This is a genomic window from Ensifer sp. GW823-FHT05D09, from assembly GCF_058795755.1.
Genome location: NZ_JBXAIA010000003.1, coordinates 573,438 through 595,442 on the forward strand (window position 1 = coordinate 573,438; position 22,005 = coordinate 595,442).

The 22,005-nt window shown below is 62.3% G+C and carries 20 protein-coding genes; 8 read left to right on the top strand and 12 right to left on the bottom strand.

The annotated features are described in order from the left end of the window. Window positions 1-36: 36 nt before the first annotated feature. Window positions 37-624 carry an NnrU family protein gene (locus AC1Q80_RS13105; RefSeq protein WP_492360671.1) on the bottom strand — a complete coding sequence of 196 codons (588 nt, stop codon included), beginning with the start codon at window positions 622-624 and terminating at the stop codon, window positions 37-39. A gap of 144 nt (window positions 625-768) precedes the next feature. On the opposite strand from AC1Q80_RS13105, the gene AC1Q80_RS13110 reads away from it, so the two are divergent. Beyond that, a complete protein-coding gene (locus tag AC1Q80_RS13110) occupies window positions 769-1,788 on the top strand; it encodes a polysaccharide deacetylase family protein (protein WP_492360672.1) in 1,020 nt (339 codons plus the stop codon). A gap of 21 nt (window positions 1,789-1,809) precedes the next feature. Here the strand turns inward: AC1Q80_RS13110 and sbmA are convergent, their stop codons facing one another. The 6 genes from sbmA to glpK form a co-directional block, all read right to left on the bottom strand. Further along, a complete protein-coding gene (sbmA, locus tag AC1Q80_RS13115; RefSeq protein ID WP_492360673.1) occupies window positions 1,810-3,069 on the bottom strand; it encodes a peptide antibiotic transporter SbmA in 1,260 nt (419 codons plus the stop codon). Window positions 3,070-3,248: 179 nt separating this feature from the next. After that, window positions 3,249-4,448 carry an MFS transporter gene (locus AC1Q80_RS13120; RefSeq protein ID WP_492360674.1) on the bottom strand — a complete coding sequence of 400 codons (1,200 nt, stop codon included), beginning with the start codon at window positions 4,446-4,448 and terminating at the stop codon, window positions 3,249-3,251. 122 nt (window positions 4,449-4,570) lie between these two features. Beyond that, the gene (locus tag AC1Q80_RS13125; RefSeq protein WP_492360675.1) at window positions 4,571-5,257 is read right to left on the bottom strand and encodes a hypothetical protein; all 687 of its coding nucleotides are present in this window, start codon (window positions 5,255-5,257) and stop codon (window positions 4,571-4,573) included. Window positions 5,258-5,292: 35 nt separating this feature from the next. Then, a complete protein-coding gene (map, locus tag AC1Q80_RS13130; protein ID WP_492360676.1) occupies window positions 5,293-6,045 on the bottom strand; it encodes a type I methionyl aminopeptidase in 753 nt (250 codons plus the stop codon). An 85-nt stretch (window positions 6,046-6,130) separates the two neighbouring features. Further along, window positions 6,131-7,189 (bottom strand): LLM class flavin-dependent oxidoreductase, encoded by a 1,059-nt coding sequence (locus tag AC1Q80_RS13135; RefSeq protein WP_492360677.1) that lies wholly within the window; start codon window positions 7,187-7,189, stop codon window positions 6,131-6,133. Window positions 7,190-7,298: 109 nt separating this feature from the next. Then, window positions 7,299-8,792 carry a glycerol kinase GlpK gene (glpK, locus tag AC1Q80_RS13140; RefSeq protein ID WP_492360678.1) on the bottom strand — a complete coding sequence of 498 codons (1,494 nt, stop codon included), beginning with the start codon at window positions 8,790-8,792 and terminating at the stop codon, window positions 7,299-7,301. Window positions 8,793-9,057: 265 nt separating this feature from the next. Between glpK and AC1Q80_RS13145 the strand changes: the two genes are divergently transcribed. The 3 genes from AC1Q80_RS13145 (at window position 9,058) to xdhB (ending at window position 13,786) form a co-directional block, all read left to right on the top strand. Then, window positions 9,058-9,834 carry a 3-hydroxybutyrate dehydrogenase gene (locus tag AC1Q80_RS13145; RefSeq protein WP_492360679.1) on the top strand — a complete coding sequence of 259 codons (777 nt, stop codon included), beginning with the start codon at window positions 9,058-9,060 and terminating at the stop codon, window positions 9,832-9,834. Between the two features lie 119 nt (window positions 9,835-9,953). Beyond that, a complete protein-coding gene (gene xdhA, locus AC1Q80_RS13150; RefSeq protein WP_492360680.1) occupies window positions 9,954-11,444 on the top strand; it encodes a xanthine dehydrogenase small subunit in 1,491 nt (496 codons plus the stop codon). A gap of 2 nt (window positions 11,445-11,446) precedes the next feature. After that, window positions 11,447-13,786, top strand: coding sequence for a xanthine dehydrogenase molybdopterin binding subunit (gene xdhB / locus AC1Q80_RS13155; protein WP_492360681.1), 2,340 nt, complete (start codon window positions 11,447-11,449; stop codon window positions 13,784-13,786). A 54-nt stretch (window positions 13,787-13,840) separates the two neighbouring features. On the opposite strand, the gene AC1Q80_RS13160 is transcribed toward xdhB, so the two are convergent. After that, window positions 13,841-14,089 carry a hypothetical protein gene (locus AC1Q80_RS13160; RefSeq protein WP_173420879.1) on the bottom strand — a complete coding sequence of 83 codons (249 nt, stop codon included), beginning with the start codon at window positions 14,087-14,089 and terminating at the stop codon, window positions 13,841-13,843. A 102-nt stretch (window positions 14,090-14,191) separates the two neighbouring features. On the opposite strand from AC1Q80_RS13160, the gene AC1Q80_RS13165 reads away from it, so the two are divergent. The 4 genes from AC1Q80_RS13165 (at window position 14,192) to AC1Q80_RS13180 (ending at window position 19,251) form a co-directional block, all read left to right on the top strand. After that, the gene (locus AC1Q80_RS13165; protein WP_209791003.1) at window positions 14,192-15,133 is read left to right on the top strand and encodes a LysR substrate-binding domain-containing protein; all 942 of its coding nucleotides are present in this window, start codon (window positions 14,192-14,194) and stop codon (window positions 15,131-15,133) included. A 260-nt stretch (window positions 15,134-15,393) separates the two neighbouring features. Continuing rightward, window positions 15,394-16,632, top strand: coding sequence for a urate hydroxylase PuuD (gene puuD, locus AC1Q80_RS13170; RefSeq protein WP_173420881.1), 1,239 nt, complete (start codon window positions 15,394-15,396; stop codon window positions 16,630-16,632). After that, entirely contained in the window at window positions 16,629-17,945 is a 1,317-nt protein-coding gene (gene guaD / locus AC1Q80_RS13175) for a guanine deaminase (protein ID WP_492360682.1), read from the top strand. Before puuD ends, guaD begins: the two co-directional genes overlap by 4 nt. 169 nt (window positions 17,946-18,114) lie before the next feature. After that, on the top strand, window positions 18,115-19,251 hold the full coding sequence (locus AC1Q80_RS13180) for an alpha-hydroxy acid oxidase (RefSeq protein ID WP_173420883.1): 1,137 nt from the start codon (window positions 18,115-18,117) through the stop codon (window positions 19,249-19,251). 342 nt (window positions 19,252-19,593) lie between these two features. Here AC1Q80_RS13180 and uraH read toward each other — a convergent pair whose 3' ends face one another. The 4 genes from uraH to puuE form a co-directional block, all read right to left on the bottom strand. Next, window positions 19,594-19,956, bottom strand: a complete 363-nt coding sequence (gene uraH / locus AC1Q80_RS13185) for a hydroxyisourate hydrolase (protein WP_173420884.1) — start codon at window positions 19,954-19,956, stop codon at window positions 19,594-19,596. A 13-nt stretch (window positions 19,957-19,969) separates the two neighbouring features. Beyond that, on the bottom strand, window positions 19,970-20,467 hold the full coding sequence (locus AC1Q80_RS13190) for an ureidoglycolate lyase (protein ID WP_492360683.1): 498 nt from the start codon (window positions 20,465-20,467) through the stop codon (window positions 19,970-19,972). Window positions 20,468-20,563: 96 nt separating this feature from the next. After that, window positions 20,564-21,067 (bottom strand): 2-oxo-4-hydroxy-4-carboxy-5-ureidoimidazoline decarboxylase, encoded by a 504-nt coding sequence (uraD, locus tag AC1Q80_RS13195; protein ID WP_492360684.1) that lies wholly within the window; start codon window positions 21,065-21,067, stop codon window positions 20,564-20,566. Beyond that, window positions 21,067-21,996, bottom strand: coding sequence for an allantoinase PuuE (gene puuE, locus AC1Q80_RS13200; RefSeq protein ID WP_492360685.1), 930 nt, complete (start codon window positions 21,994-21,996; stop codon window positions 21,067-21,069). The genes uraD and puuE overlap by 1 nt, the downstream gene beginning before the upstream one ends. Between the last annotated feature and the right edge of the window lie 9 nt (window positions 21,997-22,005).

The following is a 22,005-nucleotide window of genomic DNA, read 5'->3' on the forward strand; positions in this document are numbered from 1 at the left end:
CCGATTTTGCGGCAGTTGTAAGGGGGCGCGCGTTATTTAGCCGACAACCATCGGCGAAACACCGATCACCAGTTCGTGCAATTTCCAGACGATCACGCCGTAAAGGGCAGCACCGAGCACGATGGCGATGAGGTCATAGCGATAGGAAACGAAGGCCGGATAGGTGATTTCACCGGCGCGCCAGCGCTTCTTCATCGAGATGCGCAGGATCACCGCCCAGACGAGGAACGTGCCGAACAAAAGCACCGACGACGTCTCGCCATTGGCAAGCAGGTGGGCGAGCGCCCAGATCTTGATGGCGAGGATGGCGGGATGCTTGGTGGCCGTCCTGATCTTGCCCGGCGGCAGATAGGCGGCGACGAGACAGATGCTGGCGATGAGCATCAAGGTCAGCGCGATATGGGCGAGGAAGGTCGGGGGCGTATAGAGCATTCCGGTGGTGGCCCGTGCCTGGTCAAAGCCATAGGCGATCAGACCAAGACCGACGAGCGCCGAGACGCCGTGGATCGCATGCCAGGCGCCAGTGCCGCTGCGCGCAATCACCGATGCGCGCAGGCCGGGCGCGAAACTGCGAACGAGATGGATGCCCAGGAAGATCACGATACCCAATATCAGCAGCGCCATGTCGTCACCCGTCCTTCATTGTTGCTCTGTCCACTCGGGACTTGGTATGAGGCATAGCCGGAGTGCACAGAAATTTCCAGACAGATCAAAGGATTGCCGCATTCCTGGATAAAGGGACGGCATACGCAAATCGTCGCAGATATCATGATCCGAACATTTATTGCCCTTTCCCTCGCCCTTATCCCTGCCCTCGCTTCGGCCACCGAACCTGCGGCCGAAAGTGCCGTGGCTACCGTTCCCGCAAAGGAAAAGCAGCTCGTCATCGTCTCCTTCGATGGGGCGCATGACAATGCGCTGTGGGAAAAGAGCCTTGATATGGCCAAGCGCACGAATGCGCATTTCACCTATTTCCTCTCCTGTACGTTCCTGATGACACGTGCCGACGGCAGAGAGATCTACAAGCCGCCCGGGATGAAACCGGGCCGCTCCAATGTCGGCTTTGCCCAGAGCCGTGATGAGATCGCTACTCGCGCCGGTCATATCTGGCAGGCCCATCTCGACGGCCACGACATTGCCAGCCACGCCTGCGGCCATTTCGATGGCAAGGGCTGGACGAAGGCCGACTGGCAAAGCGAATTTACGACCTTCGACGCGGCCTTGCGCGATGCCTGGAAGAAGGCTGACAAGCCGGACGCCGAACCGGAAGGCTGGGCGGAATTTGCGCGCACCGGCATCAAGGGCTTCCGCGCGCCCTACCTTTCGCTGAGCGACGGGTTGTTGCCCGCGCTCAAGGCCTCCGGCTTCACCTATGACGCAAGTCTGGTGACCAAGGGACCGGGATGGCCGACGGAGAAGGACGGCCTGCCGCGCTTCGGTCTGCCGCTGATCCCCGAGGGACCATCCAAGCGCCCGGTCATTGGCATGGACTACAACCTGTTCGTGCGCCATTCCATGGGTGTGGAAAACAAGAAGGACAGCGCCACCTTCGAAGCCCGCACCTACGAGGCCTACAGGAAAGCCTTCGACAAGGAATATGCCGGCGACCGCATCCCGCTGCAGCTCGGCTTCCATTTCGTCGAAATGAACGGCGGCGCCTACTGGCGCGCACTCGACCGGCTCTTGACCGAGGTCTGCGGCAAGTCGGATGTTGCCTGCGTCAACTACGCTCAGGCGCTACCGATGATCGAGCAGGCAAAAAAGAAGGCGGATCGCTCCGCCTTCTGATTGGTTTGCATCCGGCCCGGATCAGGCCAGCTCTTCTTCGCCACCCACCGCGATGAACTTCTGCTCGATTTGCGGCAGGGGTTCGTCGTCGATTGCCGCTTCGAAGGCGCGCAGACGCTTGTAGATCGACAAAAGCTCGACAATGGTCGGCCAGGACGAAACCAGGTACTGGAACGACGACGTAACCTGCCCGAACGCACCCGAAATCTGTTGCAAGGCGCCGAGCGTGATCTTGCCGGCGATGATCGATGGCGCCAGAATCAGCAGCGAAAAGATGCCGTTGATCTGCAGATAGAAAATGCGGGCGATGTTGAAGTAGAGATAGTGGAAGTAGAGCCGGAAATAGTTCCGGCGAACGTTTTCGAAGAGATCGGCGACGGTCGGCGGCTGGGCGCGATCGGCGTGGTCCTCGCCATAGACTAATTCCTTGCGGTAGGCCGCTTCCACACGCTGGTTGCGGAACTCAAGGCCCGGCAGCTTGATACCGACGATCGCCAGGAACACCGTACCGAACAACGACCAGAGCACGGCGGCTGTCACGAGCGGATACGGAATGGCGCCGACGATCGGCAGTTCGGTCACGTTGGCCGAAAGCCGGATCAACACCGGCGTAAACGCGATCAACGTCATCACGCTGTCGATCAGGCTGACGCCGAGGCCTTCCACGGTCGTGGAAAAGCGCATCGTATCTTCCTGCACGCGCTGCGAAGAACCTTCGATATGGCGTAGCTTGCCCCAGTGGGCCATGTAATATTCGTTCATCGCCGTGCGCCAGCGGAAGATATAGTGGCTGACGAAGAAGCGGGTCATGACCGCCACCGCGACTGCGACCATGGCAATGCCGAGGAAGACGGCAATTTCCCCATAGAACTCCGCCGCGGTCACCACCTTCGTCTTCGAGACGACTGCCTGGATCAGATCCCAGAACGGCCCGTACCAGTTGTTGATCGCGACGCTCACCTGCACCTGAAAATAGGTGACGAACAGAATGAGGGCCGATCCGAGGATCGACCAGTTCTGCCAGGGGTGTGGCGAGTAGACATACCAGAACGCGGCGAACAACCCGACGACCAGCGCAAAGTACAGGTAGAACCAGAGGAATGCGGGCGACCAGAAGGCAGAAATGCCGGTGATCGGCGGTGCATCCGCTGGCAAAGGCGGCATTCCGAAGACGGCGCCCAACTGTTCGCCCCCGCCATACCATAAGGCAATGGCGACCAGCGACCAGGCGACGAAGGAACTGAAAAAGAGCTTCGGCTTCGGAAAGAAGGATAGGAACAAAGGACGGCACTCTCGTTTCGGGGGAGGAGAACAACTCGCCTCCCGAAGCGCCGAAACTAGGGCAAAGCGCCATTTTCAACAATCCGGTAATATGAACCTTACTGTTATTTCATGATACCGGATGGAGATACCTTGCCGCATCCAACCATCGCCGCGTCGGCCGTCATCGGAGTAGCTCTTCAGCGCGGCAAGGCAGCCGAGATCCGCCTCAACTCCACCATGATGATGCCGCCGCAGACAAACAGCACGGCAGCCGCGATCAATGTTGGCGCTGAAAAGCTGCCGGTGCGCTCAGCGAGCCAGCCGGCGACGACAGGGCCGATGATCTGGCCGATGCCGAAGGCGGCCGTCATCAAGGCGAGCGCCTTGCGCGGGCTTTCCGGCGCGAGATGCCGGCCGATCTGCAGGCCGTAAGCGGTGATCATCATGAAGGTGGCGCCGAGCATCAGCCCGCCGGCAAGCGGCGCATAGGGCAGCGGCAGACTGACGGTCAGCACAAGTCCGACGGCCTCGACCAGAAGACCGATTGCATAGACGCCGGCAAGTCCGAAGCGCGGCACGGCAAAGCGCCAGAGATAGACCGATAGTGCTGCGCTCAGGCCCGTGATCAGCCAGGCGAGGAACTCGATGCTGTGACCGCCGCTGGCATCCCGGGCCATGGCGACGAGGAAGGTCGCGGTGATGACATAGCCGAAGCCGAACAGACCATAGGTCAGTGTCACCACCGTCAGGGGCCGCGTCCAGATAAGCGGTTTTTCGCGCACGGCGCCGTTGCCCGAGACAGGACCCGACGGCAGCATGAGGGCGACAACGATCGTACCGATCAGGCCGACAAGAGCGCCGGTGAACCAGTCGGCCTGCGACGCGCTCAGCCCGGCGATACCGGCAAGTGGTGCGGCCCAGACGTAGAGCGAGGAGAAGGCGATACCGAGCCCGACGCCACCGAAATGCACCGCGGGCACATGTTCGGACCGCGCCAGCAGCCCGTGGCCAAGCACGATGCCGGAGATGAAGATCATGGCAAAGGCGCTGGCAAGCCCGGCGAGGAACCGGATGAGCCCGAGCACCAGCACGGACGAAGACAGTCCCATCGCCGCCAAGAGCGCCGTCGTCGCCGCGAGTGCCAAAAGGCCAATGCGGCGCTCGTGTCCATGCGCCCAGCCGTAGGCGGCAAGGATCGCTCCGGCGAGGTAGCCGATGAAGTTGGCCGAGGCGATGAGACCCGCGTCACCCGGCGACAAGCCGAGGTCCGCCATCATCGCCGGCAGAACGGGCGTGTAGGAGAACCGGCCGAACCCCATGGCGACCGCCATAGCAATCGCACCTGCGGTCGCCGTCGTGGAGATATTGGTTTGAAGCGGTCTATCGAGCGTGGTCATGCCACTTTATTGCGCCGCAACACGAGAGATCACAAACGACTAAAATTGAAGGTCCTATTGAAGAAATCGAACGATTGCCCGTGAGCCGAGATGAGGCGGAAAACCGCATGCAACCGAAGGCTTTAGTCTCTTACTACGAAATCGTTTCCTGTTATCTGGAACGCGAAGGGTGACTGCACAAAAGGTCCGTTTTTCTTAAAGTCTTCCTCAAACTGCACCTGCCATTTCTTGAAGAACCCCGGACCAAGCGCTGCCTCCACTTTGCCCCTCGTGACTGGCTCGTCCGTCAGCGACAACACGACAGACTTCAGCCGAACACCTGGGCCAAACGCACTGTCAAGTTGGAGGGGATCGACTTCCTCTAACGTTTTCGGATCGTTCGTATCCTCGATCGTCGCGAACACCGGATAGAGGTCCGTAGAAAGTTCACGGGCTGGAGGGTTCGTTTCCAAGCTATCGAGGGAGCGCCGGACTTCCTCGCGGCCATAGCCCTTCATTGGCGGATCCGCCAAGGTGAAAAAGGCGGTTTCTGGAGTATAGCCCTTCAATAGGGCAAACAGGTACCGCCCCGGAGCCACTTCCAGCACCAGAGCTTCGCCCTCAAGGGTTCCTGCACCACCCCCTCCACCTGAGTCGCCGATCTTGAACCACTTTGGCGGCATTTCCCACGCCGCGATCGTAACCGCGCTTGCCGTGATCTCGCGGCTGGGTGTTTCGACAGTGACCGTGAGCTTCTGATGCCACTCCCAATCCCGGAAACCAAACATGTCGCAACCCGGCAAAACAGCCAGGAAGAAGACGAGCGGCATCAGCGATGCAGGTCTCATTTGCGTCAATCGGGCCGCTAACCCGGCAGCGTCACCACCAGCGGCCCGCCGCGGGTGACGATGACGGTGTGTTCGTATTGTACGGTCGGTGCCCGCGGCTCGCTGTAGAGCGTCCAGTCATCCTTGTCGCCGCTCTCGGCCCAGTCCGCGCCCATCGAGAGGAAGGGCTCGACGGTAAAGACCATGCCGTCGGTCATGCGCCGCCGCTCGCTCGGATCCGGCCAGGTGGCGATCTCCTTCGGCTCCTCGTGCAGGGAGCGGCCGATGCCGTGGCTGGCAAGGTTGGTGACCAGCGAATAGCGGTTCTTGCGGGCGAAATCGCCGATGGCGTTGCCGATTGCCGCGAGCGGTTGGTCGGGACGCACCTGCTTGAGGCCAACCCACATCGCCCGCTTGCCGTCCCGGCACAGTCGGTCGATCGCAGCCGACACCGGCGGCACCGGGAAGGACGCACCGGTATCGGCGAAGATGCCGTCTTTCTCGGCCGAGACGTCGATGTTGACGAGATCGCCGGCGCGGATGATGCGGCTGCCGGGAATGCCGTGGGCGATTTCCTCGTTGACGCTGATGCAGGTGGCGCCAGGAAACTGGTAGCAGAGCTCAGGGGCTGAGCGCGCACCGGCCTCTTCCAGCACCTTACGGCCGATCGCATCCAGTTCCGCCGTGGTGATGCCGGGCTCCAGCGCTTCGCCCATCGCCAGCAGCGCATTGGCGCAGATGCGGCCGATTTCCTTCAGCCGCAGCAGATCTTCTTCGTTGTTGAGGGTCATCCGTGTCTCGCTTTCGTGCCCACATGTAGCCTGCCGGCGCCGGATTTTCCAGCGCCGACAGCTATGCATGTTGGGCTTGCGATGTTCAGGCCGAAACGGCCTGGCCGGCCCTTTCGTCAGTCAGCGCCTTGCGCACCAGTGGTGCGACCTTTGTGCCGTAGAGTTCGATGCCGCGCATGATCTGGTCGTGCGGCATCGGGCCGATCGCCATCTGCAAAAGAAAGCGGTCGTTGCGGAACAGCTTCCAGTTCTCAACGATTTTCTCGGCCACGGTTTCCGGATCGCCGAGGAAGAGATTGCCGGCGGGGCTTCGCGCCTGGTCGAAATGCGCCCGGTTGGTCGGCCCCCAGCCGCGCTCGCGGCCAATGCGGTTCATCACTTCGGCCTGCGGCCCGTAGAACTGGTCGGCGGCAAGATCGGTGGTATCGGCGATGAAGCCGTGCACATTGATGCTGGTCTTCAGCTTCGCCGGATCCTGGCCGGCGCGGCGGGCCGCCTCGCGATAGAGGTCGAACAGCGGCGCGAACCGGCGCGGCTCGCCGCCGATGATGGCGAGCGCCACCGGCAGCCCGAGAGCGCCGGCGCGGGCAACCGACTGCGGCGTGCCGCCGACGGCGATCCACAGCGGCAACACCTCTTGCAGCGGACGCGGATAGACGCCACGGTCGCTGATCGCTGGGCGCATCGCGCCCGCCCAGGACACTTTCTCCGTTTCGCGCAACGCCATCAGCAGGTCGAGCTTTTCGGCAAAGAGCTGGTCGTAATCGTCGAGCGACTGGCCGAAGAGCGGGAAGGATTCGATGAACGAGCCACGCCCGGCCATGATTTCCGCCCGGCCATTGGAGATGAGATCGAGCGTCGAAAACTGCTGGAACACCCGCACCGGATCGTCGGAACTGAGAACCGTCACAGCACTCGTCAGCCGGATGGCCTTGGTTCTCGCGGCGGCGGCGGCAAGGATGACGGCCGGCGCTGAAGCTGCATAATCGGGGCGGTGATGTTCGCCGAGGCCGAAGACATCGAGGCCGACCTGGTCGGCCAGCTCGATCTCTTCAAGCAGATTGGCAAGCCGGCGCTGGCCTTCCCGGCCCTTGTCGGCTGCGTTCGGATCGACATCCGCGAATGTGTAAAGCCCGAGTTCCATGGTGCCCATCCTGTCCTTGTTTACCGACAGATAGTTGGCGCGGGGACAAGCAGCAAATGCGCATTCGGGAAACACTGTGTTTCCCGAATGGATCCAAACGGCGCTTTGATCAGGCCTGGGTCAACGTGCGCTTGACCGCATTGCGCCAACCCTTGAGCTTCACCTTGCGCGTCGCCTCGTCCATGGCGGGCTCGAAGCGGCGGTCGCGGGCCCAGGATTTGGCAAAGGCCTCCTGCTTCGGCCAGACGCCGGCGCGGCTACCGGCAAGCCAGGCGACGCCGAGCGCTGTCGTCTCGAGAATGATCGGCCGGTCGACGGGTGCGTCGAGCAGGTCGGAAAGCCGCTGCATCGTCCAGTCGGAGACAACCATGCCGCCATCGACTCGCAGCACCGTCTCCTTGCCGTGGCTGCGCCAGTCCTTGTGCATGGCTTCGAGCAGATCGCGTGTCTGGTAGCAGACCGCCTCGAGCGCAGCACGGGCGAACTCGGCCGGGCCGGTGTTGCGGGTCATGCCGAAGATCGCGCCGCGGGCGTCGGGGTCCCAGTGCGGTGCACCGAGACCCGTGAAGGCCGGCACCAGATAGACCTCCTGCGATGGGTCGGCGCTTTCGGCAAGCGTGCCGGCGTCGGGCGCGGCCTTGATCACCTTCAGGCCATCACGCAACCACTGTACGGAAGCACCGGCCACAAAGATCGAGCCTTCGAGCGCATAGGTGGTTTCGCCATCCAGCCGATAGGCAATGGTGGTGAGCAGCCGGTTCTTCGAGCGCACCATGTCCCGGCCGGTGTTGAGCAGCGCGAAGCAGCCGGTGCCATAGGTCGATTTCAGCATGCCCGGCTTGAAGCAGGCCTGGCCGATGGTTGCGGCCTGCTGGTCGCCGGCAACGCCGAGGATCGGGATCGCCGCACCAAACAATGCCGGATCGGTGACGCCGAAGTCGGCGGCGCAATCCTTCACCTCCGGCAACATGGCGCGGGGAACGCGCAGGATGTCGAGCAGCTCGTCATCCCAGGCATTGTCGGCGATGTTGTAGATCAGCGTGCGTGAGGCGTTGGTCGCGTCGGTGACGAAGGACTTGCCGCCCGTCAACCGCCAGATCAGGAACGTATCGACCGTGCCGAAGCAGAGCTCGCCCCTGGCAGCACGCGCATGGGCGCCCTTCACATTCGACAGCAACCACTGAAGCTTCGTGCCGGAGAAGTAGGGATCGAGCAGCAGCCCGGTCTTCTTGGCGAAGGTCTTTTCCAGCCCCTGCTTCTTCAGCTTGTCGCAATAGGCAGCGGTTCGGCGATCCTGCCACACGATGGCATTATGGATCGGCTTTCCGGTCTGGCGATCCCAGACGACGACGGTTTCGCGCTGGTTGGTGATGCCGATGCCGGCGAGATCGCTGGCCGAGATCCCCGCCTTCTTGATCGCCTCTTTGACGGTGACGATAACCGTCTCCCAGATTTCCTCCGGATCGTGCTCGACCCACCCGGATTTCGGGAAATGCTGCTTGAATTCCTTCTGGCCGACGCCCGCCACCTGTTGCTTGCCGTCGAAGACGATCGCCCGGCTCGATGTCGTGCCCTGATCGATCGCGAGAATATATCCGCCCATATGCCCCTCCCCGGCCTCACATCACGTGTTTCGACGCGCTTCCTCGAGCGCGTGGCGTCCATTTCGAAAAACTTCAATACGATGGCAAAACGAATGTCAAACGAAAACAAAACGCAAGAAACCGTGACGAAGCCTGCAGCCGCAACTCTGCGTCGGCGACCTGAAAAACACAATTGTCACCTCAGCGGTTTTACGCGTAGGTTGACGCTGTTGCGTCGCAAAAACCGGGCAAGATCAGGCGACGCTGCAAAGGGAGAAATCAGGAATGACGAGAACTGCGGTCATCACCGGTTCGACGAGCGGCATCGGCCTTGCGATTGCCAAGGCTTTCGCCAAGGGCGGCGCCAATATCGTCTTGAACGGCTTCGGCGCGCCCGACGACATCAAGGCTGCAACGGAGGAAGTCGCCGCACTTGCCACCGGAACCGTGATCTATCATCCGGCCGACATGACGAAGCCGGACGAGATCGCCGACCTGATGGCAACGGCTGAAAACCGCTTCGGCGGCATCGACATCCTCGTCAACAATGCCGGCGTTCAATATGTCGAAAAGGTCGAGGATTTTCCGGCGGAACAGTGGGACCGGATCATCGCCATCAACCTCTCCTCCTCCTTCCACACCATTCGCGCCGCCCTGCCCGGCATGAAGGCCAAGGGTTGGGGCCGTATCATCAATATTGCGTCTGCCCACGGGCTCGTCGCCTCGCCGTTCAAGTCGGCCTATGTCGCCGCCAAGCATGGCGTGATGGGCCTGACGAAGACCGTCGCGCTGGAAGTCGCCGAGAATGGCATCACCGCCAACTCGATTTGCCCGGGCTATGTCCTGACCCCGCTGGTCGAAAAGCAGATCCCGGATCAGGCCCGCACCCGCGGCATTACCGAGCAGCAAGTGATCAACGACGTGATGCTCAAGGGGCAGCCGACCAAGAAATTCATCACCGTCGAGCAGGTGGCGTCACTCGCCGTCTACCTCGCCGGCGACGACGCCGCACAGATCACCGGCACCCATGTCTCCATGGACGGCGGCTGGACGGCGCAATAGTGCGCGGCCCGTCCATTGAGACAAGGCGCAAGACGCCCTAACTTTATGACAATGCGCAAGGGTCCACCGCCAGGAACGATTCCGGCTTTCGCGGCCTTGCATCAGCAGGAATGAACGGCATGCCCCAGGACAGGGAAAGCAAGAACAACGACAGCATTCGCTTCATTCTCAATGACAGCGAGGTCGCGCTTTCCGATGTCGCGCCGACGGCGACGCTGCTCGATTACCTGAGGCTCGAGCGCCGGCTGACCGGCACCAAGGAAGGCTGCGCCGAAGGCGACTGCGGCGCCTGCACCGTGCTCGTCGGCCGACTTGCCGGGGAAAAGTTGGTCTATGAAAGCGTCAACGCCTGCATCCGCTTCGTCGGATCGCTGCATGCAACGCATGTGGTAACGATCGAACATCTCGCCGCCCGTGACGGGACGCTGCATCCGGTGCAGCAGGCGATGGTCGATTTCCACGGCTCCCAATGCGGCTTCTGCACACCCGGTTTCGTCATGTCGCTCTATGGTCTGTGGCTGTCGAACGATGACCCCAGTCGGGCAGACATCGAAAAGGCGCTGCAAGGCAATCTCTGTCGGTGCACCGGCTATGAGCCGATCGTCAAGGCCGCCGAAGCCGCGGCCAGCGCGCGACCCTCCGCCATCTTCGATCCGATCACGGCGGCGCGCGAGGCGACCATTGCCCGCCTGAAGGCGCTGCAACCCGAAGAGACGATCACGATCCGCCACGGCGAGCACTGTCTGATCGTGCCGGCAGATGCCGCCGGCCTCGCGAACGCGCTTGCCGAACACGAAGGCGCAACGGTGGTTGCCGGCTCCACCGATGTCGGTCTCTGGGTCACCAAGCAGATGCGCCCGATCGATCCGGTCATCTTCATCAACGGCATCGCCGAACTGCAGCACATCACGCAAAGCGACACCGGCCTGACCATCGGTGCCAGCGTCAGCTATTCAGCGGCCTTTGCAGCCCTCAGCACGGCCTTTCCCGCCTTCGGCCGGCTGATCGACCGCATCGGCGGCGAGCAGGTGCGCAACATGGGCACCATCGGCGGCAACATCGCCAACGGCTCGCCGATCGGCGACAGCCCGCCGCCGCTGATCGTGCTTGGCGCAACCGTAACGCTGCGCTCGACGGAGGGTGCGCGCACGCTGCCGCTCGAAGATTTCTTCATCGCCTATGGCAAGCAGGATCGAAAGGCAGGCGAATTCGTCGAGAGCATCTTCGTGCCGAAGCTGCCTGAGGGTGACCTCTTTGCCGCCTACAAGATTTCCAAGCGCCGCGACGAGGACATTTCCGCATTGCTCGGAGCCTTCCGCATTTCGATTGAAGACGGCAGGGTAAGGTCCGCCCGCATCGCTTTCGGCGGCATGGCCGGTACGCCGAAGCGTGCCGCAAGCGTGGAAGCTGCCCTCATCGGCAAGCCCTGGACCGAAGAAACCGTGCGCACCGCTCAAGGTGCCTTCGAGACCGACTATCAGCCGTTGAGCGACTGGCGCGCCACCAGCACCTATCGCATGCTTGCCGCGAAGAACCTGCTGATGCGCTTCTTCCTCGAAAGCGAAGGCGAACCGGCAGAGCTCGTGCGCTACGCAGCGGGAGAGAAGTGATCATGGACAAGTCGACCTTCGAGGAACGCAAGGCGATCAACGGCCAGATGCATTCGCGCCAGCGCCATGACAGCGCCCACAAGCATGTGGCCGGCACCGCCGACTATATCGACGACATGCCGGAACCGGCGGGCACCCTGCACGGCGCGCTCGGAATGACCGACCGCGCCCATGCCGAAATCACCGCGATGGATCTGTCGGCCGTCATCGCAGCGGCCGGCGTCGTCTGCGTGCTGACCGCGCGCGACATGCCGCATTCCAACGACATCAGCCCCAGCCACCTGCATGACGAGCCGGTGCTGGCCGACGGCATCGTCCAGTTCCACGGCCAGCCGGCCTTTGCCGTCATCGCCGAGACGCGTGACATCGCCCGCCGCGCCGCCCGGCTGGCAAAGATCAGCTATCGCGACCTGCCGCATTTCACCGATATCACCGACGCCGTCGCCCATGGCGGCGAACTCGTCACTCAGCCGCTGACGCTGCAGCGTGGCGACGCGGAAACTGAACTGGAAAAGGCGCCGCGCCGGCTGAAGGGCCGGATGCGCATCGGCGGCCAGGAGCATTTCTATCTCGAAGGTCATATCGCCCTTGCAATTCCCGGCGAGGACGACGAGGTCACCGTCTGGTCGTCGACCCAGCATCCGAGCGAAATCCAGCACATGGTCTCACACGTGCTCGGCGTTCCCTCCAACGCAGTGACGGTCAATGTGCGCCGCATGGGCGGCGGCTTCGGCGGCAAGGAAACGCAAGGCAACCAGTTTGCAGCGCTTGCGGCGGTGGCGGCAAAGAAGCTCAACCGCGCCGTCAAGTTTCGCCCTGATCGCGACGAGGACATGACGGCCACCGGCAAGCGCCACGACTTTCTCGTCGACTATGACGTCGGCTTCGACGACGAGGGCCGCATCCACGCGGTGCATGCCAATTATGCGGCGCGCTGCGGCTATTCCTCGGATCTTTCCGGGCCGGTCACCGACCGCGCGCTGTTCCATGCCGACAGTTCCTATTTCTACCCGCATGTGAAATTGACGTCGCAGCCGCTGAAGACCAACACAGTCTCCAACACCGCCTATCGCGGCTTCGGCGGGCCTCAGGGCATGGTTGGAGGCGAGCGCATGATCGAGGAGATCGCCTACGCGCTCGGCAAGGACCCGCTTGAAATCCGCAAGCTCAACTTCTACGGCGAGAAAGGCTCGGGCCGGGATATCACGCCCTACCACCAGCACGTCGAAGACAACATCATCGCCCGCGTCGTTGCCGAGCTCGAAGCCGACGCCGACTACCAGGCGCGCCGCAAGGCGATCGTCGACTTCAACCGCACGAGCCGGGTCATCCGCAAGGGCATCGCGCTGACGCCGGTGAAGTTCGGCATCTCCTTTACGCTCACCGCCTTCAACCAGGCGGGCGCGCTGGTGCATGTCTATCAGGACGGCTCGATCCACCTGAACCATGGCGGCACCGAGATGGGCCAGGGGCTCTATGTGAAGGTCGCCCAGGTCATTGCCGACAGCTTCCAGGTCGATCTCGACCGCGTGCGCATCACCGCCACCACCACCGGCAAGGTTCCGAACACCTCGGCGACCGCTGCCTCGTCCGGCACGGATCTCAACGGCATGGCCGCCTTCGATGCCGCGCGCCAGATCAAGGAGCGGCTCATCGCCTTTGCCTGCGAACGCTGGCAGACGACGGCGGAAAACGTCACCTTCGTTCCAGACCACGTCAAGATCGGCGAGGAACGGATCGCCTTCCCGGAATTCATCAAGCTTGCCTATATGGCGCGCGTGCAGCTGTCGGCCGCCGGGTTCTACAAGACGCCGAAGATCCACTGGGATCGCGCGACCGGCCGCGGAACGCCGTTCTACTACTTCGCCTACGGTGCCTCGGCCTCGGAAGTCTCGATCGATACGCTGACCGGCGAATACATGATCGACCGCGTCGACGTGCTGCACGATGTCGGCCGCTCGCTCAATCCGGCAATCGACCTCGGCCAGATCGAGGGCGGTTTCGTCCAGGGCATGGGGTGGCTGACGACGGAGGAGCTGTGGTGGGACGACAAGGGCCGGCTGCGCACCCATGCCCCCTCGACCTACAAGATCCCGCTCGCCTCAGACCGGCCGAAGATCTTCAACGTCAAGCTGGCCGAGTGGGCGGAGAATGCGGAAAAGACCATCGGCCGGTCGAAGGCGGTGGGCGAACCGCCGTTCATGCTGCCGATCTCGGTACTCGAGGCCCTGTCGATGGCGGTCGCAAGTGTTGCCGATTATAGCGAATGCCCGCGTCTTGATGCGCCGGCGACGCCGGAGCGCGTCTTGATGGCCATCGAACGTCTTCGCAAATCCCCTTGAAACAAGACAACGCCGCGCATCCTGCCCGATGCGCGGCGCTTTCGAAAAATCCGGTCAGATCCGGGGCAGTTCGTCGCTGTTGAACAGCCGATGGGCATCCTTCTGTGCCTCGGCGTCGTGCCCATAGGGGCCGCGGCCATCCATGAAACCCATGTCTCTTTTGATGTGGTCGGACAGTGCATTGACATCGAGCACCGGCTTGGCGGCGACAGTGCCGCGAAACAGGGAGGACGTGAACCGCACGACCGCATCCAGCGAAAGAACCTGTTTTCTTTCAGTATGTTCGATAACGTCGCAAGTCATTTTTATCACCTGTTCGTCTTGGGAAGTTGACTTGCAGGATGACGTGGAAGAGGATTGAAATCCAATCGAACATCCGTCTGCATGCATCAAGAGAACTTATCCATGAAGATGTCCAAGCAGTTTCCGCTGAATGCGCTCCGGGTCTTCGAAGCCGTCGCCCGGCTCGGCAGCTTTACTAGGGCCGGCGAAGAGCTGGGCATGACCCAGACCGCTGTCAGCTACCAGGTCAAGCTGATCGAGGAGAATGTCGGCGAGCCCCTGTTCCTGCGCCGTCCGCGCCAGATCGCTCTCACCGACGTCGGCCAGCGGCTGGCGCCGCGGGTCACCGAAGCCTTCGAGATGCTGCAGGAAGCCGTCTCGTCGGCGCGCGGCGACATCGACAGCACGCTGCTGATCAGTTCGACCCCGACCTTCGCCTCGCAATGGCTCGCTCGCAACATCGGCTCGTTTCAGCTCGCTCACCCCACCATCGCCGTGCGCCTGGACACCAACGACAACCTCGTCGATTTTGCCAAGGAATTCACGGATGTCGCCATCCGCTCCGGCGCGGGCGTGTGGCCCGGTCTCGACACGCATCCGCTGATGCGCGTCGAGTTCAGCCCGATGCTGAGCCCGGCACTCGCCGAAACCATCGGCGGCATCCACGAACCACGCGATCTCCTGAAGCTCAGGATCATCGATGCCGGTGATCCCTGGTGGCGGCTCTGGTTTGCCGCAGCCGGCGTGAAAGATCCGGATCTGGAAGGTCGGCCGACGAGCCGGCTCGGGGCACAATCCTTCGAGGCGCGCGCGGCCATCGCGGGCCAGGGCGTGGCGATCCTGACGCCGGAATTCTACGGCGACGACGTGGCGCTTGGCCGGCTCTACCAGCCTTTCGACCTGCGCTGCAGCGACGGCTGCGATTACTGGCTTGCCTACCCGCATGCCCGCCGCAACACCCCGAAGATCCGTATCTTCCGCGACTGGATCCTCAGCGAACTCTGCCCATCGATGCAGTTCGGAGCCGATTGGGTGGAGCAGCGCAAAGCAGCTTCCGCGCGCTAAAGCATTTCCAGGAAAAGTGCGGAGCGGTTTTCCGTTAGGAAATGCGTAAAGGCAGAGACATAGAGCGTTTCTGTGTTTCCGTCTAAATCGGAAACGCTCTAGGGTAACCCCTTAGAATCCATCAGGTTTATCGTCAGGCACATTTCACCGCGAAATCGTCCCGATCCCTGCAAAACACGCCCACAGGTGCATGCTCCCCCTTTCCCAACTCCCGGTTTTTGCGCAAGGTGCGCCGACGGAGAGAATAAAGGGGACCCCGAATGTATGAGTTCGCCATCGCCTGGGAATGGCTGGCCTTTGCCGTGCGCTGGCTGCACGTCATCACCGCCATCGCCTGGATCGGCTCATCCTTCTATTTCATCGCGCTCGACCTCGGCCTGGTGAAGCGTGATCATCTGCCCGTTGGCGCCTATGGCGAGGAATGGCAGGTGCATGGCGGCGGTTTCTACCACATCCAGAAGTATCTGGTGGCGCCGGCTTCCATGCCCGAGCACCTGACCTGGTTCAAATGGGAATCCTACGTGACGTGGCTTTCGGGCTTTGCCATGCTCTGTCTCGTCTACTACGGCGGCGCCGATCTTTTCCTGATCGACCGCCATGTGCTCGACATCTCCGCGACCACGGCCATCCTGATCTCGCTCGCCTCGCTCGGCATCGGCTGGATCTTCTATGATCTGCTCTGCAAGTCGCCTTTGGGCAAGAACACCTGGGGCCTGATGGCGCTTCTCTACGTGGCGCTGGTGATCATGGCCTGGGGCTATACGCAGGTCTTCACCGGCCGCGCCGCCTTCCTGCACCTGGGCGCCTTTACGGCGACCATCATGTCGGCCAACGTCTTCTTCCTCATCATCCCCAACCAGAAGATCGTGGTTGCCGACCTGATCGCCGGCCGCACGCCGGACCCGAAGCTCGGCGCGCAGGCCAAGCAGCGCTCGCTGCACAACAACTACCTGACCCTGCCGGTCATCTTCTTCATGCTGTCGAACCATTATCCGCTGGCCTTTGCCACCGCCTTCAACTGGATTATCGCGGCCCTCGTATTCCTGATGGGCGTCACCATCCGGCATTGGTTCAACACCACCCACGCGCGCAAGGGCAGGCCCACCTGGACGTGGCTTGCCACCGTGCTCCTCTTCATCCTGATCATGTGGCTGTCGACCGTGCCGAAGGTGCTGACCGGCGAAGAAAAAGCCGAGATCGCACCAGTCTTTGTCCGTTTTGCCGAGAATGCGCACTTCCCCGCCGTCAAGGACGCGATCTCGACCCGCTGTTCCATGTGCCACGCAGCCGAACCGGTCTATGAGGGCATCGTCCGGGCGCCGAAGGGCGTGGTGCTGGAAAGCGATCAGGAGATTGCCGCCCACGCCCGCGAAATCTATATCCAGGCGGGGCGCAGCCATGCCATGCCGCCCGGCAACATAACAGACATGACGACGGACGAGCGCCAGTTGCTGACAGCCTGGTTCGAAAGCGCCGTCGAGGAAGGCAAGACACAATGACATCGACGCTCATCCGCGGCCGCCTCCTGAGCTTTCACCGCGCGCCACTGGCCATCGACGACAGCGCCGCCTATGCCTATGAAGCCGATGGCGCGCTGCTGGTCGAGGGTGGCCTGATCAAGGCGTCGGGCTCTTATGAGAGCGTGAAGTCCGAGGCAGCGGATGACAGTGTCGAGATCGACCACCGCCCGCATCTGATCGTGCCCGGCTTCATCGACACACACCTGCATTTCCCGCAGATGCAGGTGATGGCGTCCTACGCAGCCAATCTCCTGGAATGGCTGAACACTTACACCTTCCCGGAGGAATGCCGCTTCGTCGAGACCGCCCATGCCGAGCGTATCGCCAGCCGCTTCTTCGACGAGATGGTCCGCCACGGCACGACCACAGCGGCCGCCTACTGCTCGGTCCACAAGGCATCAGCCGATGCCTTCTTCACCGAGGCGCTGCGCCGCGACATGCGCATGATCGCCGGCAAGGTGATGATGGACCGCAATGCCCCGCAAGGCCTGCTCGACACGCCTGAGATGAGCTACGACGAGACCCGCGCGGTGATCCGTGATTGGCACGGCAAGGGCCGCAACCATGTGGCCATCACCCCGCGCTTTGCCATCACCTCGACGCCGGAGCAGATGGACGTGGCCAAGTCGCTGGTGCACGAATTCCCCGAACTGCACGTCCAGACGCATCTTTCGGAAAACCGCGACGAGATCGCCTTCACCTGCGAACTCTACCCGCAAGCAGTCGACTACACCGACGTCTATGCCCGCTACGGCCTGCTTGGGCCCAAAAGCCTGTTCGGCCACTGCATCCACCTCTCCGAGCGCGAGGCGGACGTGATGAGTGAGACTGGATCGGTCGCGGTCTTTTGCCCGACATCCAATCTCTTCCTCGGCTCGGGGCTTTTTCCGTTGCGGGCGCTCAACCGGCGCGACAAGCCGGTGCGCACTTCGGTCGCCTCCGATATCGGCGGCGGCACCAGCTATTCCATGCTGAAGACGCTCGACGAGGCCTACAAGATCCTGCAGTTGCAGGGCGAGCGCCTGAACCCATTCGACAGCTTCTTCATGATGACCCGCGGCAATGCCGAGGCGCTGTCGCTAGTCGACAGGATCGGCACGCTCGAGGCCGGCACCGATGCGGACTTCATCGTGCTCGACATGGCGGCAACGCCTGCGATGGCGCTGCGCGCCGAAGTGGTCAACTCGCTTTCCGACGAGCTGTTCCTGTTGCAAACGATGGGCGACGACCGCTCTGTGGTCGAGACCTATGTGGCGGGAAGACCGGCAAAGTCGGCACTCGCTGCCGCCTGATTTTGCCACAGAACGAAAAGAGGTCAAAAAAATTGACCTCTTTTTCCAAGCGCTATTAACAAGCCTTCGGCAAACATGGTAAGGGCTGTGAAGTCAGTCCTCGAGCAGGCGTGCACGGTTTTCGCCGACATCCGCTCTGACCCCTGCGTTTCAGATGAAGGCCGTTTCCATGACGCAAATCCTCGAAATCAGCGACCTCAAGGCCCTTGCCAAGCGCCGCGTGCCAAAACTCTTCTTTGATTACGCCGACAGCGGCGCCTGGACCGAGGGCACCTATCGCGCCAACGAGGAAGATTTCGCCAAGGTGAAGCTGCGCCAGCGGGTGCTGGTCGACATGACCAACCGTTCGCTGGAAACGACGATGATCGGCCAGAAGGTGTCGATGCCGGTGGCGCTGGCGCCGACGGGCCTCACCGGCATGCAGCACGCCGACGGCGAGATGCTGGCAGCCCAGGCGGCCGAGGCCTTCGGTGTGCCCTTCACGCTGTCGACCATGAGCATCTGCTCGATCGAGGACGTGGCGTCGGTCACGACCAAGCCCTTCTGGTTCCAGCTTTACGTCATGCGCGAGCGCGAATTCGTGCTGAACCTTATCGACCGCGCCAAGGCCGCAAAGTGCTCGGCGCTGGTTCTGACACTCGACCTGCAGATCCTCGGCCAGCGCCACAAGGACCTGCGCAACAGCCTGTCGGCCCCGCCGAAGCTGACGCCAAAACATCTCTGGCAGATGGCGACGCGTCCCGGCTGGTGCATGAAGATGCTCGGCACCAACCGCCGCACCTTCCGCAACATCGTCGGCCATGCCAAGAGCGTCACCGACCTCTCCTCGCTCGGCGCCTGGACGACGGAACAGTTCGACCCGCAGCTGTCGTGGAAGGACGTCGAGTGGATCAAGGAGCGCTGGGGCGGTCCGCTGATCCTGAAGGGCATTCTCGATCCGGAAGACGCCAAGATGGCGGCTGCGACCGGCGCCGACGCGATCATCGTCTCCAACCACGGCGGCCGCCAGCTCGACGGCGCCCATTCCTCGATCAGCATGCTGCCGCGCATCGTCGATGCGGTCGGCCACCAGATCGAGGTGCACATCGACGGCGGCATCCGCTCCGGCCAGGACGTGCTGAAGGCCGTGGCCATGGGCGCCAAGGGCACCTATATCGGCCGCCCCTTCCTCTATGGCCTCGGCGCCATGGGGAAGGAAGGCGTGACCAAGACGCTGGAAATCATCCGCAAGGAGATGGACATCACCATGGCCCTCTGCGGCAAGCGCGATATCAACGACGTCAACCGCGACATTCTCGCAGATTGAGGCACGGCCTTTCGACTACTCGCCATGGAGACAGCCTCAGGATCGGCCTCAAAGAGCGCAGCGCGTCAAACATGGCGCGCTCGAGACACTGCAACGCGCTAAGCTTGCTCAAAAATTCCGGCGGTTCAACGCCGGTCAAGGGCAGCCCCAGCTCTCACCGTCATGCTCGGGCTTGACCCGAGCATCCACCACACTCAAGCTCTTCCACGTCCGGCGCATGGCTGGATCCTCGGGTCAAGCCCGAGGATGCCCGTCGGAGAAGGCGAGCGCGAAATCAGAGCTGCCTCCGCTCTGCAGATTGCCTGCGGAACCTCGTTCTCCAAGCATGCAGAAAACCAGCGCTCAACTGCCGCGATATGTCGAATAGCCGTAGGGCGAGAGAAGCAGCGGCACGTGGTAGTGGCTGCCCGGATCGGCGATGCCGAAGCGCAACGGTATCAGGTCGAGGAAGGCGGGTTCCGGCAGCTCCACACCTGCTCCCCGCAGATAGGCGCCGGCGTGGAAGACGAGCTCGTAGCTGCCGGCCATAAAGCCGACGCCTTCGGCCATCGGGCCATCCACCCGCCCGTCGCTGTTGGTGTGGACGGTGCGGATCAGTTGCCGCTCCTCGCCTTCGAGCCAGAAGAGATCGATGCGCAAACCTTCGGCGGGCTTGCCGAGCGCGGTGTCGAGGACATGGGTGGTCAGACGGCCGGTGCTGCTCATCGCGTCTCTTCCTTCAGATTGCGCTTTCGATGACGAAGGGCTCTTCGTAGAAATACTCTTCGAGATTGTTGCCCGGTCCCTCCCGGTCGACGACGATGAATTCGCTGGCGGCGCCCACCGTCATCAGTGGGTGATGCCAGACATTACGGCCGTAATTGACACCCTGCCGACCATGGGCCTGAAACACCCGCGGCGCGCCCGGCTTGCCGCCCTCGTCCTCAGCAACGACCACCAGCCAGGGCCGGTCGTCGAGCGGCGAGAAGCTCTGGCTGCCGAACGGGTGCCGCTCCATCATTGCGACCGAATAGGGGAAAGCCCGTGGCTGGCCGCGAAAGATGTTGATGATGACATTGGCGCCCTCGCCGGTGACATCGGCGCGCGCCAGGCCGTGGAAGCGCTCGGTGTTGCCACCGTTGATGTAACGCATCGACGCAGGATCCGCTTCGATGACGGTGCCGAATGGGGCGAAAGCGTCCTGTGTCAGGGGTTCGATCGAAAGAATACTCGACATCAGGCAATAACCCCGCGGCTGTTGCTGCCGGCGGTATTGGCATGATCCGGTTCGACTACCCTCCATAACGGTGAGAGTAGAGTGCGAACGGGCAAGTCAGGCATTTTCGTCTCCTGGAAGCATGGATTGCAGCCGCAGACGAGCGATTTTCTCCACCTGCGCACAGGCGGTCTCAAATTCCTCTTCGGTCGAATTGTCAATGCGCCTTTCGAACGAGGCGAGAATATCGTTCTTCGTCAGACCCTTGACGGCGATGATGAAGGGAAAGCCGAACTTCTGCGTATAGGCCTCGTTGAGCGCCGTGAAGCGGGCATGCTCGTCGGCCGAAAGACGATCAAGCCCGGCGGACGCCTGCTCGGCGGTCGAGTCCGCCGTCAGCTTGCCGGCGACCGCCAGCTTGCCGGCAAGATCCGGGTGCGCCCGCAGCACCGCGAGCCTCTCGCGCGGCAATCCGGCGCGAAAGGCCTGGCAAAGGGCCGAGTGTACATTGCCGGCTGAAAGTCCCGTCGCGGCCGCCCGGTCATAGGCTCGTTCGGCAACCCAGGGAGAATGCTCGAACACGCCGCCGAAGCGGCTGACGAAGGCGTCGCGATCGGACATCAGAGAGCCCCTTCCGGCTTGTGGTGTTCATACCAGTGGCGGGCGATATCGACGCGCCGCGGCACCCAGACCTTGTCGTGCGACATGACGTAGTCGATGAAACGCGCCAGCGCCGCCGCACGGCCCGGACGGCCGACGAGGCGGCAGTGAAGACCGATATTCATCATCTTGGCGTCGCCTTCCTTGCCTTCCTCGTAGAGCACGTCGAACGTGTCCTTGAGATAGGTGAAGAACTGGTCGCCGGAGTTGAAACCCTGGTTCGTCGCAAAACGCATGTCGTTGGCGTCGAGCGTGTAGGGAATGATCAGATGGGGTTTGTCGGAGTTAAGCCCCGGAACCCAGTAGGGTAATTCGTCCGCATAGCTGTCGCTGGAATAGAGGAAACCTCCCTCTTCGAGAACCAGCTTCAGCGTGTTGTTGGACGGCTTGCCCTGGTAAAGGCCGAGCGGACGCTCTCCGGTCAGCTCGGTGTGCAGGCGCACCACCTCGCGGATATGCTCGCGTTCCACCTCTTCGGGGAAATCCTTGTATTCGAGCCAGCGCAGCCCGTGGCTGGCGATCTCCCAGCCGGCTTCCTTCATTGCGGCGACCGCTTCCGGATTGCGCGCCATCGCCTGCGTCACGCCATAAACCGTCAACGGCACGTCGCGGCTCGTAAACATGCGCCACAGCCGCCAGAAGCCGGAGCGCGAGCCGTATTCGTAGATCGATTCCATGTTGAGGTTGCGCTGCCCCGGCCAGGGTTGAGCGCCGACAATCTCCGAAAGCAGGCTTTCCGACGCCGGATCGCCATCGAGGATGCAGCTTTCGCCGCCTTCCTCGTAGTTGAGCACGAACTGCACGGCGATACACGCATCGCCCGGCCAGTTTGCCTTGGGCGGGTTGCGGCCATAGCCGACGAGATCGCGTGGATAGGTAGTCTCAGACATCAAATCACC

Coding starts and splice junctions, on each gene's coding strand:
- AC1Q80_RS13165 (WP_209791003.1), top strand. CDS start 14,192: ATGAAGATGTCCAAGCAGTTTCCGCTGAATGCGCTCCGGGTCTTCGAA.
- uraH (WP_173420884.1), bottom strand. CDS start 19,956: ATGAGCAGCACCGGCCGTCTGACCACCCATGTCCTCGACACCGCGCTC.
- map (WP_492360676.1), bottom strand. CDS start 6,045: ATGACCCTCAACAACGAAGAAGATCTGCTGCGGCTGAAGGAAATCGGC.
- AC1Q80_RS13105 (WP_492360671.1), bottom strand. CDS start 624: ATGGCGCTGCTGATATTGGGTATCGTGATCTTCCTGGGCATCCATCTC.
- AC1Q80_RS13180 (WP_173420883.1), top strand. CDS start 18,115: ATGACGCAAATCCTCGAAATCAGCGACCTCAAGGCCCTTGCCAAGCGC.
- guaD (WP_492360682.1), top strand. CDS start 16,629: ATGACATCGACGCTCATCCGCGGCCGCCTCCTGAGCTTTCACCGCGCG.
- AC1Q80_RS13125 (WP_492360675.1), bottom strand. CDS start 5,257: ATGCCGCTCGTCTTCTTCCTGGCTGTTTTGCCGGGTTGCGACATGTTT.
- AC1Q80_RS13120 (WP_492360674.1), bottom strand. CDS start 4,448: ATGACCACGCTCGATAGACCGCTTCAAACCAATATCTCCACGACGGCG.
- AC1Q80_RS13145 (WP_492360679.1), top strand. CDS start 9,058: ATGACGAGAACTGCGGTCATCACCGGTTCGACGAGCGGCATCGGCCTT.
- puuE (WP_492360685.1), bottom strand. CDS start 21,996: ATGTCTGAGACTACCTATCCACGCGATCTCGTCGGCTATGGCCGCAAC.
- AC1Q80_RS13190 (WP_492360683.1), bottom strand. CDS start 20,467: ATGTCGAGTATTCTTTCGATCGAACCCCTGACACAGGACGCTTTCGCC.
- glpK (WP_492360678.1), bottom strand. CDS start 8,792: ATGGGCGGATATATTCTCGCGATCGATCAGGGCACGACATCGAGCCGG.
- AC1Q80_RS13110 (WP_492360672.1), top strand. CDS start 769: ATGATCCGAACATTTATTGCCCTTTCCCTCGCCCTTATCCCTGCCCTC.
- AC1Q80_RS13160 (WP_173420879.1), bottom strand. CDS start 14,089: ATGACTTGCGACGTTATCGAACATACTGAAAGAAAACAGGTTCTTTCG.
- xdhA (WP_492360680.1), top strand. CDS start 9,954: ATGCCCCAGGACAGGGAAAGCAAGAACAACGACAGCATTCGCTTCATT.
- uraD (WP_492360684.1), bottom strand. CDS start 21,067: ATGTCCGATCGCGACGCCTTCGTCAGCCGCTTCGGCGGCGTGTTCGAG.
- puuD (WP_173420881.1), top strand. CDS start 15,394: ATGTATGAGTTCGCCATCGCCTGGGAATGGCTGGCCTTTGCCGTGCGC.
- AC1Q80_RS13135 (WP_492360677.1), bottom strand. CDS start 7,189: ATGGAACTCGGGCTTTACACATTCGCGGATGTCGATCCGAACGCAGCC.
- xdhB (WP_492360681.1), top strand. CDS start 11,447: ATGGACAAGTCGACCTTCGAGGAACGCAAGGCGATCAACGGCCAGATG.